Origin of the sequence: Paenibacillus polymyxa (assembly GCF_015710975.1) — a bacterium.
Lineage (GTDB): Bacteria > Bacillota > Bacilli > Paenibacillales > Paenibacillaceae > Paenibacillus > Paenibacillus polymyxa.
On sequence record NZ_CP049783.1, the window covers coordinates 4,155,900 to 4,172,094 of the forward strand.

A 16,195-nucleotide genomic window follows, 5' to 3' on the forward strand; every position below is an offset into this window, starting at 1 on the left:
ATCAAAGGTTCGACTGGATTTTCAATATATTTTCGGCATAAAAAGCGAGAGTCAGCCATAGACTTGTCTTAAAGAAAAAGGACAACTGTGAGGAGGCGGCACTGGTATGGAATGGCTGGAGTTATTTCCGGAACCGTTGCACGGTATACTCGGAAGGCTTCCAGAAACGGTATTTAAGCAACTGGAAGAAATTCGGGTCCGGGAAGGAAGGCCGCTGGAAGTTAATGCGAATGGTGATCATCATTTTGTAACGACTGCTGGTCGGCTGACTTTGAATCCTGTTGAAGCCTATAAGCCTAACCGCGAGGATGCCCACCGATTGCTGGATTTTATCAGTAATCATTCCCTGTACACCATGGAAGAGGAGCTTCGCAAAGGGTTTATTACCATCCCTGGCGGTCATCGTGTTGGCTTGGCAGGGAGAACTGTGCTTAACCGAGGGCGAGTAGAGCATTTGAGGGATATAAGCAGCTTTAACGTACGAATTGCCCGGGCCATTCCTGGCATAGCTGATCGGATATTGCCTTATGTAGCGGATCGAAAATCCGGAATGATACGGCATACGCTCATCTTGTCACCGCCTCAGCATGGCAAGACGACGTTGCTTAGGGACTTGGCTCGACAACTGAGTTACGGAGGGATGCAAAGCAACGGAGGGCGACGAAATGGACTTAAGGTGGGCATTATAGATGAACGTTCTGAGATCGCCGGTAGCCATAAGGGCATCCCCGGCTTTGATGTCGGACCTCGCACCGATGTATTGGACGGATGTCCGAAAGCGGAGGGTATGATGATGATGATTCGCTCGATGTCACCGGATGTCCTGATTGTGGATGAAATCGGGCGGCCAGAAGATGCGGAAGCGGTACGTGAAGCGCTTCATGCAGGCATCGCAGTCATTGCTTCCGCACATGGTCGTGATGTGGCTGAAATGGCGAGCCGATCTGCCTTTGCCGGATTAGCTACAGGACAGGAGCTGTTCCAGCTCTATGTCATGCTGGAGCGGACGAGCCGGGGCGTCTCTTTTCGGCTGGCAGATGCCAAGCAGCGCAGGCTGACACTGCCTGGAGAAGGGCAGAACGGGGGCATCTCCTATGCTTAAGCTGCTGGGAGCTGTCTTGGTTATACTAGCCACCACACTGGCAGGCTGGCAGCGGGCAAGACAATTTGCCATGAGGCCGCGGCAAATCAGAGAGTTAATTCTCGCACTGCAAAGACTGACCACCGAGGTTTCTTACGGGGTGTCTCCGTTACCAGATGCTTTCGCCAAGACTGGAGAGCCCTTGCGAGAGCCGCTGCGCTCTCTGTTTCAGCAAGCCTCACGCTGGATGCACCCCTCTTTTGGCCTGACCGCCAGAGAAAGCTTGCATAAAGCGATTGAAGTCTCGTGGAGCCGTTCCTCTATGAAGCAGGCCGAGAAGGAAGCGATGCGTCAGCTTGCTTACAGCCTTGGAACCAGCGACCGTGAAGACCAGATCAAGCACATTGCGCTGACCATCCAGCAGTTATCCCATGAAGAAGCGCAGGCGCAGGCAGATCAGGTGAGATACGAGCGTATGAGCAGAAGCCTGGGACTGCTGATCGGAGCATTGATCGTCATTTTGATCTATTAGCGGGGTGCTCGAATGAATTTAGAAGTGAACGCAATTTTCCAGATTGCCGGAATTGGCATTATTATCGCTATGATTCATACCGTACTAAAGCAAATGGGCAAGGAAGACATGGCCCACTGGGTGACGGTCATCGGTTTCGTTGTCGTGCTGTTCATGGTGGTGCGAATGTTGGATAACCTTCTGCAAGAGATCAAATCTATTTTTCTTTTTCAGTAGGTGAACACATGGAAATCATTCAAGTGGTGGGCTTCGCCCTCGTTGCCACAGTCCTCATCTTAGTTATCAAGGAACAGAAGCCGATGTTTGCCTTTTTGATTGCAACAGCTGCGGGAATCGTCATTTTTTTGCTGCTGATTGGCAAGATCGGATCTGTGGTTGCCGTGCTGGAGCGACTGGCCAGGTCCTCAGGTATGGACATGATTTATTTTAAAACCGTATTAAAAATAATCGGTATCGCTTATATTGCCGAATTCGGAGCACAGATCGTACGGGATGCGGGGCAAGACGGTATAGCTTCCAAAATAGAGCTTACTGGAAAGGTACTCATCATGGTACTCGCAATCCCGATTATCAGCATTATTATTGATACCATTCTGAAGCTGATGCCCGCCTGAGGGGGTGATGCCATGAAAAGGCTGGGGGCATGCCGAATCTCAAAGTTATTGTGATTTTGCTGCTATGTCTCTGGTGCGCCTCGGCTGCGGTCCTCTTCGCAGATACACCTACAAACGAATGGATCAGACAACAGGCGGAGCAAATGCCCAAAGATGATGTTGAACATTATTGGGACGGACTCATGAAGCAATACGGCGGATTTTTCCCTGACCAGAAAACGCCTTCTTTCATGGACATGCTGCTTCCGGGTGGTGAAGGATTCAGCATAAAAGGTGTGTTGATGGCCATAGCTGATTTTTTCATCCATGAAATCCGGGTGAATGCCAAGCTGCTCGTCACCATCGTCATGCTCAGCATTATGAGTATGGTGCTGGAAACGCTGCAAAGCGCTTTTGAAAGCAAGCAGGTCAGCAAAGTTGCCTACGCTATCGTGTACATGGTCATTATCATTTTGGCGATTAATAGCTTTAGTGTAGCGATTGGTTATGCCAAAGAAGCAATTGACAGCATGATTCATTTCATGATGGCGATGTTGCCCTTGCTGTTTACCATGTTGGCCTCGATGGGTAACGTTGTCACCGTTTCGGTGACCCACCCGCTGATTGTATTTATGATCAACACGGTCGGAACAGTTATTCATACGCTTGTTTTCCCGCTGCTGTTCTTCTCGGCTGTGCTGTACTTGGTCAACTCGCTCACGGGCAAATACAAGCTGACCCAGTTAGCTGATCTACTGCGGAACGCGGGTGTTGCCGTGCTGGGAGTGCTTCTGACTATTTTTCTAGGAGTCATTTCGGTACAGGGATTAACCTCTTCGGTTACTGACGGATTAACAATCCGTACAGCTAAATATATTACAGGTAGCTTTGTTCCGGTGGTAGGCAAGGCGCTGGCAGATGCGACGGATACGGTCATTTCGGCATCACTGCTCGTTAAAAATGCCATCGGCCTTGTGGGAGTCATCATTATTTTGTTCCTGTGTGCTTTTCCTGCTCTCAAAATTCTGACACTAGCCCTCATTTATAAAGTGACCGCAGCAATCATGCAGCCTTTGGGAGATACGCCTATTGTGGAATGTTTGGATGCCATCGGCAAGAGTATGATTTATGTTTTTGCGGCGCTGGCGGCAGTGGGATTAATGTCCTTCCTTGCGATTACCGTCATGCTCGCAGCAGGCAACATGACAGTCATGATGAGGTGAATACATGCACATAATCCAACGAGAGGGAGGCGAGTGACGTGAACTGGCTGGGAGGCTGGCTCAAGGAACTAGTGCTAATCGTGCTGCTGGCTTCTTTTGTCGATATGATCTTACCGAGCCGATTTATGGAAAGGTATGTCAAACTCGTACTCAGCCTGCTTGTTTTGCTGACATTGCTGTCTCCGATTGTGCGCTTGCTGAGCAGTAGTCCCTCAGAGGTTCTGGGGCGAGCATTGGATCTGCAACGCCAGGCAGAGACAGGTAATAGGGAACCGACATTGGAAGAGATCTTAGCCAAAGGCAAACAGCTAAAGCAACAGCAGGAACAAAGCTCCATGCAATGGGCAGGCAAAGAGGTAGCTAAGGAAATGAAAGGGCAATTGGAGCAGTACACTGGGTTAGCAATTCAGTCGGTCCAGGTGACCCTTGCGCAGATTCAGCAGAAAGAGTCGGGGCTAGAGGCAGGAACGGGTGTTCAGTCAGTAGTGGTCAAATTGGCGGAGCAGAAGGCAAAAAAAGAAAAAAACACAAAGGTCCCGCCGGGTACAGATATCAAGCCGGTTGTGGTGGAGCCTGTAGCTGAAAAGACAGTGAATATTCGTGTGGAGCCGACACAGTCAAAACCCTCTAATCATAATGAAGGAACGCGAGAAGATGATCGTAGTCCTGACGAAACCACAGAGAATGGCAAATCTGCGGATCAGAAAGCTTTTGGTTTAATCACAGGAATTCTACGTGAAAAATGGGGGATCGACAGCACACATGTTCAGGTGATTAATTCGCAGGATGGAACACATGAATGGTAACAGGAGGTGAACCGAAATGGGCAAATGGAGGGAAAAGCTGGAGCAATGGATGGGTGGAGGGGGGGACGGAGCGAAAAGGTTCAATTCATTTCGTTGGCTACTTATTCTTGGCCTTATCGGTGTAGCGATTATGCTCTTTAATTCATTCGTTAATGTGAAAAAAGTCGACCCGGAAAACGTAGGGAGAGAACCGCCTGGCGTAATGAAAAATGAGCCTGCGTTAGAAACAACGGTAGGTGAGGACAGTTCCTTTGCCGGAATCGAGAAGGCTTTTGAGGATAATATGAAACAGATGCTGGAGCAGATTGTTGGCGTAGGAACCGTCGATGTCATGGTTACGGTAGATTCTACCGAAGAAGTGATCGTTCAACGGAATGTGAAGGACATGCAGGAAGAAAATAACGAGTCGGACGCCAATGGTGGACAAAGGCACACTACTCAATATACACGCGATGGTGAGATTGTCACCTATGAATCATCGGGCGGTCAGCACACCCCGATTGTTACCAAAAAAGTAAAACCACAGGTAAGGGGAGTGCTTGTTGTGGCTATGGGGGCAGAAAACCCTACGGTGAAGCAGCTCATTGTGGATGCTGTGCAGAAGGGACTAAACGTACCTTCATACAAAATATCAGTCGTTCCGCGTAAGCAGGGATAATATGGAATTGGGGAACAAAGAAGTTAATATTGCAAACCACTTATGAATATGGAGGACAGAACATGAATAATAAAAGACAAACCGTTTGGCTGGTGTCCATGCTGAGTTTAATGGTGGTACTGTCTGCATATTATTTGTTTACGGAGGACTCAAGTCCGGCGAATCCGCCAGTAGCGGACAGCGAGCAGGTGAGCAAGGTTAAACAGGATGCTGCACAGGAAGCAACGACAAAGGCAGAAGAACAAATGAACGAACTGAAAGTAAATGAAGTAGTAACCAATGGAGAAGTAACTGACGGAACGGCAGAGACTTCCACAAAGGACACAGCTTCTACAACTGATCCAGCAACAGAACCATCCAAAGGTGATAAAGACACAGCCGCCGCCCCTGCTACTGAATCGACTGCATCCGATCAAAACACAACTACAGCTAAGACAGACACGACAGCTAAAAGTGATGACAAAGCAGCTTCTAGCGCCAAAACCGACAAGCAGGTACTTGATCAAGTAGCAAACGAACAAGCAGCCCAACCAACAGCGGCAGCTGTGATTGACAACTATTTACTGGAGCGGGATGTGGAAAATCAAAAGAAAAATGACGAGCTGACTACGGCAATGAATGATAGTACACCGCAGAAAGCCGCAGAGGCACAAAAGGAATTGCATGTACTTGAAGATAAACAGGCCAAAATTACCGGCATCGAAGAAGAACTGCAGCAGCAATTCGCCAATGCAGTCGTTCGCGAGGAAGATGCTGATAAATACAAAGTAGTGGTTCTGAGTGAAAAATTGGATGCTAAGCAAGCGGTAACGATTGTCGATAAAGTCATGAAGGAATTAAACGTAACGCAGGACAAGATCAGTGTCCAGTATGTTACACAATAAGACAAAAAACGCGAAAAAGCCCGGATTTCTGCACAATCCCGGGCTCTTTCTATTTTTAATGATTGTGATATAATACATAAAGCTGTTTCAAAAATGTTATCAGCAACCGGCAAAATGCTGAAGGAGTGATTAATAGAGATGTTTAAATTAAGCGAGATTAAGGAATTGATCAAGCTGGTGGATGAAACGTCTGTGCATGAGCTTGAAATTGAAAATGAAGGAACTCGCCTCATGATCCGTAAACCGGGTAAAAGCGAGATCGTTACGGTACAGGCTCCTGTAACAGCACCTGCTTATACAGTGGCGCCACAAGCTGCAATTCCGAATCCACAAGTACAGTCCGATGTTGGACATGCAACTGCTGGGGAACCAAAGGAATATGCAAGCAATCTACATAAAATCGTATCTCCGATGGTAGGCACTTTCTATAGTTCTTCATCCCCGGATACGGCTCCGTATGTGAGTATCGGCAGTAAAGTAGGCGATAAAACAACGGTATGTATCATTGAAGCGATGAAGTTGATGAACGAGTTGGAAGCTGAAGTGAAGGGCGAAATTGTGGAAATTTTGGCCGAAAACGGACAGTTGGTTGAGTATGGCCAGCCATTGTTCCTTGTGAAACCGGAGTAAAAAGCTTGTTTGACCCCTTTTTGAGGGTTCGGCAAGACTGCTCCCAGGGAGGATAAAGTCATGACATTTCAAAAAGTATTAATCGCGAACCGTGGAGAAATTGCAGTTCGTATCATTCGCGCTTGCCGCGAAATGAATATTTCGACAGTTGCCGTCTATTCGGAAGCTGACAAGGATTCGTTACATGTGCGTCTCGCAGATGAGGCTTACTGTATCGGACCGACGTTGTCTAAGGACAGCTATCTTAATTTTACGAACCTGATGAGTGTTGCTACATTGACTGAATGTGATGCCATTCATCCAGGTTACGGATTTTTGGCGGAAAATGCAGACTTCGCTGAAATTTGCGAATCATGCAATATTACGTTTATTGGACCTTCTCCTGGAGCAATTAACAAAATGGGAGATAAGGCTGTCGCCAAGCAGACCATGAAGGATGCTGGGGTTCCGGTTATTCCAGGTTCAGACGGACTGGTTGAGGATGTACAGGATGCAATCAGTATCGCACGTGATATCGGATATCCGGTCATTATCAAGGCCACAGCAGGTGGTGGTGGTAAAGGTATTCGTATTGCTGAAGATGAGGATAATCTTATCCAGCAAATCACGACTGCTCAGCAGGAAGCGCAGAAGGCCTTTGGTAATGCGGGCGTGTATCTGGAAAAATATTTGACAGGTATGAAACACGTGGAAATACAGATCATAGCGGACAAGCATGGTAATGTTGCCTACTTGGGTGAACGGGACTGCTCTGTTCAGCGTCGTCGTCAGAAGTTGTTGGAGGAGGCACCATGTCCAGTACTTTCGCAGGATGTTCGTGAAGAAATGGGACAGGCAGCTGTTCGTGCAGCTTTGGCCGTTCAATACTCTGGCGCAGGTACGCTTGAATTTTTGCTTGGTCCGGACAATAAATTCTATTTCATGGAAATGAACACACGTATTCAGGTGGAGCACCCAGTAACAGAAATGATTACCGGTGTAGACCTGATTAAAGAAATGATTTCGGTTGCTGAAGGGCATCCGCTTTCCTTTACACAGGAAGAAGTCACGATTAATGGGTGGGCAATCGAATGCCGTATTAACGCTGAGGACCCGGATCGTAATTTTATGCCTGCACCGGGTAAAATCGGATTTTATCTGCCTCCGGGCGGTCCTGGAGTGCGGGTAGACAGCGCTGCTTATCCAGGTTATAGCATTCCTCCTTATTATGACTCTATGATTGCCAAGCTGATTGTATGGGCGCCTACACGGCAGGAGGCGATTGCCAAAATGAAGCGGGCTTTAGCTGAGTTTGCTATTGAGGGCATACCCACAACGATTTCTTTTCACCAGCGCTTGCTAGAGCATCCAACCTTTATTGAAGGCGATTTTGATATTAAATTTTTGGAGGAAAACGAAGTTTAATCGGTATATTTCCTCAGTTTGTCATAATGAACGCCAAATGATATAGTATGGATAATAAGTGAGCATGTCTGCTTTGATATCCAAAGCTGGAATGAAACTTATTTTGACCGAAAGGTGTTGAAGGTATGAGCACAGTGCCAACCGAATTCGAACGTACAGAAATTGGGGAAATTCAAATTGCCCCGGAAGTTATTGAAGTCATTGCCGGACTGGCTACCGTTGAAGTACCAGGTGTAGCGGGAATGAGTGGCGGATTTGCTGGCGGATTTGCCGAACTGCTAGGCCGCAAAAATTTATCTAAAGGTGTAAAAGTGGAAGTCGGACAGCGTGAAGCTGCTGTAGACGTCTCCGTCATTATTGAGTATGGTAACCGTCTGCCTGAGGTGGCTGCTGCTATTCAGCATAATGTTAAGCGTTCCATTGAAAACATGACAGGTCTTAACGTGGTAGAAGTGAACGTGCAAATTCATGATGTTCAATTCAAAAATGCTGAAAAAGTAGAAGAGCCGGAAGTGCTGGGCGCCGGACGGGTTAAATAGAGCGATACTTTGTACAAACCCCCGACCCTTATGGGTCGAGGGTTTACTCTAATTTAAGGAGGCTGTGCGTTTCGTGGCTAAAGTTATGGACAGACTTCTGCTGTTTTTGTACAGCTTAAGTATCGGAATTATCTCCATTCTCGCCATCCTCCTCCTGAGCGGGGCCATTCCGTATGTTTTAAGTATTGAGGATGAGCGAGTGGTGTGGTTTACCAGCTTGATTATTGCAGGAGTTCTGTTGTTATTGAGTCTTCGGGTTTTTTATATCTCTATTCGACGGAACCAAACCGTACAGCATTCTATTGATCAGCGAACCGAATACGGTGATATTCAGATTTCGGTGGATACCATCGAAAACCTGTGCCTCAAAGCGGCTTCCCGATTTCGCGGGATGCAGGATCTGAAAGCACGCGTTCGTGTGTTGGAATCGGGACTTGATATTACGATTCGGGCGATTGTTGACGGGGAAAGCTCCATTCCGGTGTTAACCTCCGAGGTACAAAAGGGGGTACACGACCATGTGGAAGAGATTACAGGAATTCCAGTATCCAATGTGTCGGTGTACATCGCTAATGTTTCTCAGTCACCAAGCTTTAAGAGTCGTGTGGAATAGAGGTGATTTTCCCTGATGCCCTGGAAAGAAATATGGGGAAGTTACAAGGGCCGGATCATGGGGATCACGGCTGGTATTTTTTTCGGTTTTATTTACTTGTGGGCAGGCTTTTGGAATATGTTGTTCTTTGCATTGATGGTGTTCATCGGATATACGCTAGGAAGACGTAGCGATTCAGCGCTTGGTCCATTCTTCCCTTGGAAAGAATGGAGCGAATGGTTGTCGCAGCGTTGGCGTCCTTTTAAATGAACCCTGTGATACGTGTTCTCCAAAATACAGCTGTAGCTTATTTGCGCCCAACGGTTTTGGAGGATGCGTTCACAGGTTTTTTTGTGGAAATTGGTTAGAATGAAAAATAGATATAGGCAAGCGTAGGAGGCAGGGCATGAAAAGACGTCTGGCGAGGGAATTAGCGGTACAGAGTATGTACCATATGGAAATGAATGAAGTGGAAGCGGCGGCAGCTGTGGACATGCTGCTTCAGGAAGCGGCTGAGGAAAACGAAGCCGAAGTCGTAATTAAAAATGCGGCAGTGTTAAGAGCGTATGTTTTGGAGCATGTGCGTGGCACATGGGAGCACAAGGAAGCGATTGACGGGCTGTTGGCGGATTACCTGAAAGGCTGGCAGATCAGCCGACTTTCGCGTGTAGATCGTCAAATTTTGAGGCTTGCGGTATATGAAATGATTTTCCGCGAGGATGTTCCAGCCAAGGTAGCAGTCAATGAAGCCATTGAGTTGTCGAAGCACTTTGGTACCGAGGAATCGGGTAAATTTGTTAATGGTGTGCTGGGACGAGTGATACAAGAGCTGGAGCAATTGAAAGCACGTTTTTAATTAGAGACTACTGAATCAGGTTGGGGAGTGGTTAAACATGTCAGCACCGATCATTGATGGTAAACAAATCTCTCAGGATATTCGGGCAAGCATTCAGCAAGAGGTCATTCGTTTGAAAGAACACAGCTTTCAACCCGGACTGGCTGTTGTACTGGTAGGCGAAGATCCTGCTTCTCAGGTGTATGTTAAAAATAAGGAAAAGGCGTGTCATGATCTCGGCTATTACTCTGAGGTTCATCGATTGGCGGCAGATACTTCGCAAGAAGCATTACTGAAACTGGTGGATAAGCTGAATCATCAAAGTAATATCCATGGGATTTTGGTGCAACTGCCATTGCCAAAGCATATTCAGGAAAAAGCTGTCATTGACGCGATTGCAGTGGAGAAAGATGTTGACGGATTTCATCCGGTAAACGTAGGGAATCTGGTCATCGGCGATGATAGCCTATTGCCTTGCACTCCCGCTGGAGTCATTGAGTTAATCAAACGCGCTGGAGTAGAAATAGCTGGTAAACATGCAGTTGTTATTGGTCGCAGTAATATCGTGGGCAAGCCGGTATCATTATTGCTGCAGCGTGAAAATGCTACGGTTACGATGTGTCACTCTCGTACAGCGAATATTGCCGAGCTCAGTAAACAAGCGGATATTTTGGTCGTTGCCATCGGCAAAGCCAATTTCATCGATGCTTCGTATGTAAAGCCGGGTGCAGTAGTTATCGATGTGGGAATGAATCGTCTGGAGAACGGAAAGCTGGCGGGTGACGTTGATTTTGAGAGCGTAAAGCAAGTGTCCGGTCCGATTACGCCTGTTCCCGGCGGAGTAGGCCCAATGACAATTACAATGCTGATGCAAAATACGCTCGTAGCGGCCAAGCGGTCGCACGGTTTGGCATAAAGGCAGCTGCCTGTGGCTGAACAACAACGTATTTATTCTATACAGGACCTGAATCGCTATATCCGGATGAAACTGGAATCCGATCAGGTGCTGACTGATGTATGGATACGCGGGGAAATTTCTAACTTTACGCATCATTCGAGTGGTCACATGTATTTTACGCTCAAGGATGAAGGGAGCCGCATACGTTCGATTATGTTTGCAACTCATAATAGACGGCTCCCTTTCGTACCGAAAGAAGGTACGCGTGTTATCGCCCGGGGAAACGTATCCGTGTATGAACGGGATGGTCAGTATCAATTTTATGCGACTCAAATGCAGCCTGACGGTATAGGCAGCCTTTATCTGGCATATGAACAACTCAAACAAAAGCTTGATGCAGAAGGGCTGTTTGATACCACTCGCAAACGGAATCTCCCTGCTCACCCTGCAACCATTGGCGTAATTACGTCACCGACCGGAGCGGCTGTGCGTGATATTATCACTACACTTCAACGGCGATACCCGCAGGCTGGAATCGTGTTGTATCCAGTTCTTGTGCAAGGAAAAGGTGCTGCCCCCTCGATCGTTAAGGCAATTGAAGCCATGAATCGTATGCAGGAGGTTCAGGTGATGATCGTCGGACGGGGTGGTGGTTCCTTAGAAGAACTGTGGGCCTTTAATGAGGAAGCGGTTGCGCGTGCCATTTACGCATCGGTCATTCCTGTGATTTCGGCCGTTGGACACGAAACGGATTTTACCATTGCCGATTTTGTGGCTGACTTACGCGCAGCGACGCCGACCGCAGCAGCTGAGCTGGCTGTGCCTCATCAGGGAGAGCTTCGGGATCAGCTGCTTCAGCGGGAGCAGCGGTTGCGTAATGCCCTTAGGCAGCGGTTGGAAGCCAGTCGTGAACGCTTGATGAGGCTTCGGCGTTCGCCAGTGTTGCTGCATCCGCGCCGCTACATGCTCCAGCATGCAGAGCGGATGGACATGCTGCATCAGCGTCTGATCCGCGCAGCGGCTAACCGTGCACGCTTAAACGCAGAGAAAAACGCGCGTATGCGTCAGGTACTAGAGCGGTTTAATCCGCGTGAACAAATTCGTTCGGCGCGCAAGCAGACGGATATGGCACAACGTCAGCTGGAGTCTGCGATGCGTGCGATCACAAAAACGGGGCGGCAGCAGCTGCATACCGGAATTCGTCAGCTGGACGCGCTGAGTCCGCTCAAAGTCATGGCCCGAGGCTACAGCTTGGTATACGATGAGCAGGAGAAACGGCTAATCAAGTCGCTCAAAGATGTACAACCGGGAGATTCTATCAAGATAAAAGTGAGTGACGGACAGTTAGACTGTCAAGTATGGGGAATGAAGGAGGACGCGAAGCACGGTGGCGAATGAAGCGGAATTGAATTTTGAAGCGGCCATGGCCGCTCTTGAAGAAATTGTCGGACAACTGGAGCATGGAGACGTTCCTCTGGAGCAAGCCATTGATTTGTTCCAGCGGGGGATGAAGCTGTCTCAGCTTTGCAGTCAGAAGCTGGAACAGGTCGAACGTAAAATTGAAATGATCGTGGAAGAGGATGGAGATTTGCGCAAGAAGCCTTTCGGCGGCGGATTGGATGAAAACGGCGGTGAAGGGCTTGAATAGACTGTCGTTCAAGGAATATTTGACAGTGACGGCGGATGCAGTTTCGTCTGCATTGACCGAGCAGTTTCCGGCGCATTGGGACATTCCAGATGTTCTTCGAGAATCTATGAACTATTCACTGACCGCAGGCGGTAAACGGCTGCGGCCTCTGCTTGTGATCGCCGCTGCGGAAGCATTTGGTGGAAGCAGGGAAGCGGCGTTGCCAGTAGCATGTGCGGTAGAAATGGTACATACGTATTCCCTCATTCACGACGACTTGCCGGCGATGGATGATGATGATTATCGGCGAGGAAAGCTGACGAATCATAAGGTATACGGCGAGGCGGTTGCTGTTCTTGCGGGCGATGCTTTGCTGACCCATGCATTTTATAGCATCGTGCAGGCGGGTCGTCGTCACGGGGTTTCTTCCGATGCGCTATTGTCCATAGTTGAGGATTTATCCGAAATGAGCGGTGCCAGAGGCATGGTAGGTGGACAGGTCGCAGATATGTCGGGCGAGCAGGGAATGACGGGGATCGAGGAACTAGAATATATCCACCTTCATAAAACGGCTGATTTGATCATTTTCTCACTCTTGGCAGGTGGACGGATTGGTGGGGCAGACAAGAGTCAACTAGAGGCGCTTCGCCGCTTTGGACGAGATCTGGGCTTGGCCTTTCAAATTCAGGACGATATATTGGATCTCATAGGCGATGAAAGCAAAATGGGGAAAAAAACGCAGAGTGATGTTGAACAGGAGAAGGTTACCTATCCGTATTTCATTGGTATGGACGCATCTCTACGACAAGTGGAGGAACTCACAGCATCTGCCAAAAAAGTGATTGCAGAAGGTGGTATTCCCGATTATTCACGCTTGCTGGAGATAGCGGATTACCTGATGAAGCGTGATCATTAGTAGTGTTAAAACTGGTTTGACTTGTCTGCGTTTAAGCACAGTCCAAAAGTGTGATATAATACTTGTTAACTTTACACACAAACTTGAAGGAAAGCGGGGAGATATGCGTGCTGCTTCCACACATAAAGCAACCAGGCGATCTGAAATCACTGTCGGTTGAGGAGTTGGCTTCTCTAGCCGAGGAAATCAGGAGCTTTTTGATTGAGAAGCTGTCCGTGACTGGGGGGCATCTGGCATCGAATCTGGGAGTGGTTGAGCTCACGATCGCCCTGCATTATTGCTATAACAGTCCAAAGGACAAGATGATTTATGACGTTGGGCACCAAGCCTACGTGCACAAAATATTGACAGGGCGAATGGATCGTTTTGATACACTTCGTCAGCGTGATGGACTTTGTGGTTTTGTAAAAAGAAGCGAGAGCGAGCATGATGTTTGGGAAGCTGGACATAGCAGCACTTCCCTTTCGGCTGCAATGGGGATGGCCTTGGCACGTGATTTGAAGGGCGAGGACAATAAGGTTATTGCAATGATCGGGGACGGCGCGTTGACTGGGGGCATGGCCTTCGAAGCATTAAACCATATTGGTCATGAACGTAAAAATTTAATGGTCATTCTGAATGATAATGAAATGTCCATCGCCCCGAATGTAGGGGCCATGCATAATTATTTGAGCAAAATTCGCTCGGACCGTCACTATTTGCGGGCAAAGGATGAGCTGGAAGTTTTGCTGAAAAAAATACCCGCTATAGGCGGTAAACTTGCCAAATCGGCTGGCCGCGTCAAGGACAGTCTTAAATATATGATGGTACCAGGTGTGCTGTTTGAAGAGCTGGGATTTACGTATCTTGGTCCGGTGGACGGACATGATTTGTCCAAGCTAATTGAGACTTTTCAGCAGGCTGATAACGTGACTGGCCCTGTATTAGTGCATGTCGTAACCACCAAGGGTAAAGGCTATAAGCCTGCGGAGGCCGATTCACACAAGTGGCACGGCATCAGTCCATACAAAATTGAATCAGGTCAGGTACTCAAAGCTGTAGGCAATCCGATGTATACGGAAATTTTCGGTAGAACGCTGATTGAGCTGGCTGAACAGGATGAGCGCATCATTGCGGTCACCCCTGCAATGCCTGGTGGATCAGGACTAGTACCTTTTAGTAAAGAGTTTCCTACACGTATGATCGACGTCGGCATTGCTGAGCAGCATGCTGCAACCATGTGTGCAGCGTTAGCAATGGAAGGGATGAAGCCGGTATTTGCGGTGTATTCCACTTTTATGCAGCGTGCATATGACCAAATTGTGCACGATATTTGTCGTCATAATGCCAATGTGATGTTCGCGATTGATCGTGCTGGTTTTGTTGGTGCAGACGGTGAAACTCATCATGGCGTGTTTGATGTAGCATTCTTGCGTCATATCCCGAATCTTGTGCTTATGATGCCAAAGGATGAAAATGAGCTGCGTCATATGATGAAAACAGCACTTGACTACGAAGACGGTCCAATTGCTTATCGTTACCCACGTGTTAATGTGGTTGGCGTGCCGTTGGATAAAGAATTGCGGGTTATTCCTATCGGCAGTTGGGAGCTTCTGCGTAAAGGTGAGGGCTTCGCTGTAATCGCTTCAGGACCGATGCTCCAAGTGGCGACAGAGGCTGCGGAGGCGATGAAACGTGAGGGTATGCAAGTGGGCGTTGTGAATGCTCGCTTCCTCAAGCCTTTGGATGAGGAGATGTTGCGTGAGCTGGCCCGCCAGCATACGAAGCTGATCGTATTGGAAGAAGCTTCTGAAGCAGGAAGTTTGGGTAGTGCTGTACTGGAATTTTACGCCAAAGAAGAAATACAAGATGCACAGGTGCGCTTAATGGGGATTCCCGATCTGTTTGTGGAGCACGGCTCCATCAAAGAGCAACGCGCTGAAGTGGGACTTACCGTTGAAGCTGTGTGCTTAAAGCTGCGTAAGTGGTCCGCTGAGCCAGCATATGGCATGGGGCAATCTGTATAGGATAACTTAAAGTAAACAACATGATTTTATAAAAAGTATGACAAGAGCAGCCTGGCTGCCTAAAGGGAGATTAACATGTCTGTTCCGAAGGAACGCATTGATGTATTGCTTGTAGAACAAGGTTTTTTTGAAAGCCGCGAAAAAGCTAAAGCCGCGATCATGGCAGGTTTAGTGTTGGCGGGCAGTGAACGGATCGAGAAAGCGGGAATGAAGGTACCACGTTCCAGTGAGCTTAAAGTTAAAGGTTCGGTGCATCCGTATGTAAGCCGTGGAGGGTTGAAGCTCGAAAAGGCCATCCGTCAATTCGAGCTGGACATGAAGGGCAGGACGATGCTAGATATCGGTTCATCAACCGGAGGCTTTACGGATTGTGCGCTTCAACATGGAGCTCAGTACGTGTATGCCATTGACGTGGGCTATAATCAGCTGGATTGGTCACTTCGTAATGATGAGCGTGTATGCGTTATGGAGAAAACGAATTTCAGATATATGACACCTGCGGATTTGAGCGGTCCTGTGCCTAATTTCGCAAGTATTGATGTTTCTTTTATCTCGTTACGAATTATTTTGCCGCCATTGCTTGCATTGCTGCATCAACCTGCTGATATTGTAGCTCTAATCAAGCCTCAATTCGAAGCTGGTCGCGAAAAGGTTGGGAAATCTGGCGTGGTTCGAGAACCTGCTACGCATAATGAAGTGTTGCAGACCATCTTGATGTTTGCACATGAGCTTGGACTTACGTTGCAAGGCTTGGCCTTTTCCCCGATTACAGGCGGCGAAGGAAATATTGAATTTTTAGCGCATTGGCGTTTGGATGGGCTCCCGGCCGCAGAATCGCAGCTGGAAAAGATGGATTACAGTCCACTGATTGAACGAACTGTTCAGGAAGCAGGTCAGACTTTTAATAATGGCCCATCGCGTAAGTGACATTCAGGGGTTCTCCATGAGTTCTGTGAACTTAAGAGAACCTC

The 16,195-nt window shown here is 48.0% G+C and carries 20 protein-coding genes; all 20 read left to right on the plus strand.

What is annotated here, in order from left to right; translation table 11 throughout:
* Positions 1-106: 106 nt before the first annotated feature.
* The 20 genes from spoIIIAA to G7035_RS18515 all read left to right on the plus strand — a co-directional run bounded on the left by spoIIIAA (position 107) and on the right by G7035_RS18515 (position 16,151).
* Complete coding sequence (spoIIIAA, locus tag G7035_RS18420; protein ID WP_019687908.1) at positions 107-1,102, plus strand: stage III sporulation protein AA; 996 nt, start codon at positions 107-109, stop codon at positions 1,100-1,102.
* Complete coding sequence (gene spoIIIAB, locus G7035_RS18425) at positions 1,095-1,613, plus strand: stage III sporulation protein SpoIIIAB (RefSeq protein ID WP_013371786.1); 519 nt, start codon at positions 1,095-1,097, stop codon at positions 1,611-1,613. Before spoIIIAA ends, spoIIIAB begins: the two co-directional genes overlap by 8 nt.
* Before the next feature lie 12 nt (positions 1,614-1,625).
* Positions 1,626-1,829 (plus strand): stage III sporulation protein AC, encoded by a 204-nt coding sequence (gene spoIIIAC, locus G7035_RS18430; protein ID WP_010345636.1) that lies wholly within the window; start codon positions 1,626-1,628, stop codon positions 1,827-1,829.
* Positions 1,830-1,837: 8 nt separating this feature from the next.
* Complete coding sequence (spoIIIAD, locus tag G7035_RS18435; protein WP_013371785.1) at positions 1,838-2,227, plus strand: stage III sporulation protein AD; 390 nt, start codon at positions 1,838-1,840, stop codon at positions 2,225-2,227.
* 29 nt (positions 2,228-2,256) lie between these two features.
* Entirely contained in the window at positions 2,257-3,429 is a 1,173-nt protein-coding gene (gene spoIIIAE / locus G7035_RS18440; protein WP_196478869.1) for a stage III sporulation protein AE, read from the plus strand.
* A gap of 38 nt (positions 3,430-3,467) precedes the next feature.
* Positions 3,468-4,235 carry a stage III sporulation protein AF gene (locus tag G7035_RS18445; RefSeq protein WP_019687907.1) on the plus strand — a complete coding sequence of 256 codons (768 nt, stop codon included), beginning with the start codon at positions 3,468-3,470 and terminating at the stop codon, positions 4,233-4,235.
* 16 nt (positions 4,236-4,251) lie between these two features.
* Complete coding sequence (spoIIIAG, locus tag G7035_RS18450; RefSeq protein WP_017427500.1) at positions 4,252-4,893, plus strand: stage III sporulation protein AG; 642 nt, start codon at positions 4,252-4,254, stop codon at positions 4,891-4,893.
* A 62-nt stretch (positions 4,894-4,955) separates the two neighbouring features.
* The gene (locus G7035_RS18455) at positions 4,956-5,777 is read left to right on the plus strand and encodes a SpoIIIAH-like family protein (protein WP_017427501.1); all 822 of its coding nucleotides are present in this window, start codon (positions 4,956-4,958) and stop codon (positions 5,775-5,777) included.
* 138 nt (positions 5,778-5,915) lie between these two features.
* Positions 5,916-6,407 carry an acetyl-CoA carboxylase biotin carboxyl carrier protein gene (accB, locus tag G7035_RS18460; protein WP_016822291.1) on the plus strand — a complete coding sequence of 164 codons (492 nt, stop codon included), beginning with the start codon at positions 5,916-5,918 and terminating at the stop codon, positions 6,405-6,407.
* Positions 6,408-6,467: 60 nt separating this feature from the next.
* Positions 6,468-7,811, plus strand: a complete 1,344-nt coding sequence (gene accC, locus G7035_RS18465; protein WP_019687906.1) for an acetyl-CoA carboxylase biotin carboxylase subunit — start codon at positions 6,468-6,470, stop codon at positions 7,809-7,811.
* A 125-nt stretch (positions 7,812-7,936) separates the two neighbouring features.
* Entirely contained in the window at positions 7,937-8,350 is a 414-nt protein-coding gene (locus G7035_RS18470; RefSeq protein ID WP_013310820.1) for an Asp23/Gls24 family envelope stress response protein, read from the plus strand.
* Between the two features lie 73 nt (positions 8,351-8,423).
* Positions 8,424-8,963: an alkaline shock response membrane anchor protein AmaP gene (amaP, locus tag G7035_RS18475; protein WP_013371778.1), complete on the plus strand. Its 540-nt coding sequence runs from the start codon at positions 8,424-8,426 to the stop codon at positions 8,961-8,963.
* Between the two features lie 15 nt (positions 8,964-8,978).
* Entirely contained in the window at positions 8,979-9,212 is a 234-nt protein-coding gene (locus G7035_RS18480; protein WP_016822290.1) for a DUF2273 domain-containing protein, read from the plus strand.
* 136 nt (positions 9,213-9,348) lie between these two features.
* Positions 9,349-9,798 (plus strand): transcription antitermination factor NusB, encoded by a 450-nt coding sequence (gene nusB / locus G7035_RS18485; protein ID WP_019687905.1) that lies wholly within the window; start codon positions 9,349-9,351, stop codon positions 9,796-9,798.
* Between the two features lie 37 nt (positions 9,799-9,835).
* Complete coding sequence (gene folD, locus G7035_RS18490; RefSeq protein ID WP_016822287.1) at positions 9,836-10,693, plus strand: bifunctional methylenetetrahydrofolate dehydrogenase/methenyltetrahydrofolate cyclohydrolase FolD; 858 nt, start codon at positions 9,836-9,838, stop codon at positions 10,691-10,693.
* A 66-nt stretch (positions 10,694-10,759) separates the two neighbouring features.
* On the plus strand, positions 10,760-12,073 hold the full coding sequence (gene xseA / locus G7035_RS18495; RefSeq protein WP_049789351.1) for an exodeoxyribonuclease VII large subunit: 1,314 nt from the start codon (positions 10,760-10,762) through the stop codon (positions 12,071-12,073).
* Positions 12,063-12,323: an exodeoxyribonuclease VII small subunit gene (xseB, locus tag G7035_RS18500; RefSeq protein WP_013371773.1), complete on the plus strand. Its 261-nt coding sequence runs from the start codon at positions 12,063-12,065 to the stop codon at positions 12,321-12,323. Before xseA ends, xseB begins: the two co-directional genes overlap by 11 nt.
* Positions 12,295-13,218, plus strand: a complete 924-nt coding sequence (locus G7035_RS18505) for a polyprenyl synthetase family protein (RefSeq protein WP_019687903.1) — start codon at positions 12,295-12,297, stop codon at positions 13,216-13,218. The genes xseB and G7035_RS18505 overlap by 29 nt, the downstream gene beginning before the upstream one ends.
* Positions 13,219-13,325: 107 nt before the next feature.
* The gene (gene dxs / locus G7035_RS18510) at positions 13,326-15,224 is read left to right on the plus strand and encodes a 1-deoxy-D-xylulose-5-phosphate synthase (RefSeq protein WP_016822284.1); all 1,899 of its coding nucleotides are present in this window, start codon (positions 13,326-13,328) and stop codon (positions 15,222-15,224) included.
* A gap of 75 nt (positions 15,225-15,299) precedes the next feature.
* On the plus strand, positions 15,300-16,151 hold the full coding sequence (locus G7035_RS18515; protein ID WP_019687902.1) for a TlyA family RNA methyltransferase: 852 nt from the start codon (positions 15,300-15,302) through the stop codon (positions 16,149-16,151).
* Positions 16,152-16,195 lie beyond the last annotated feature (44 nt).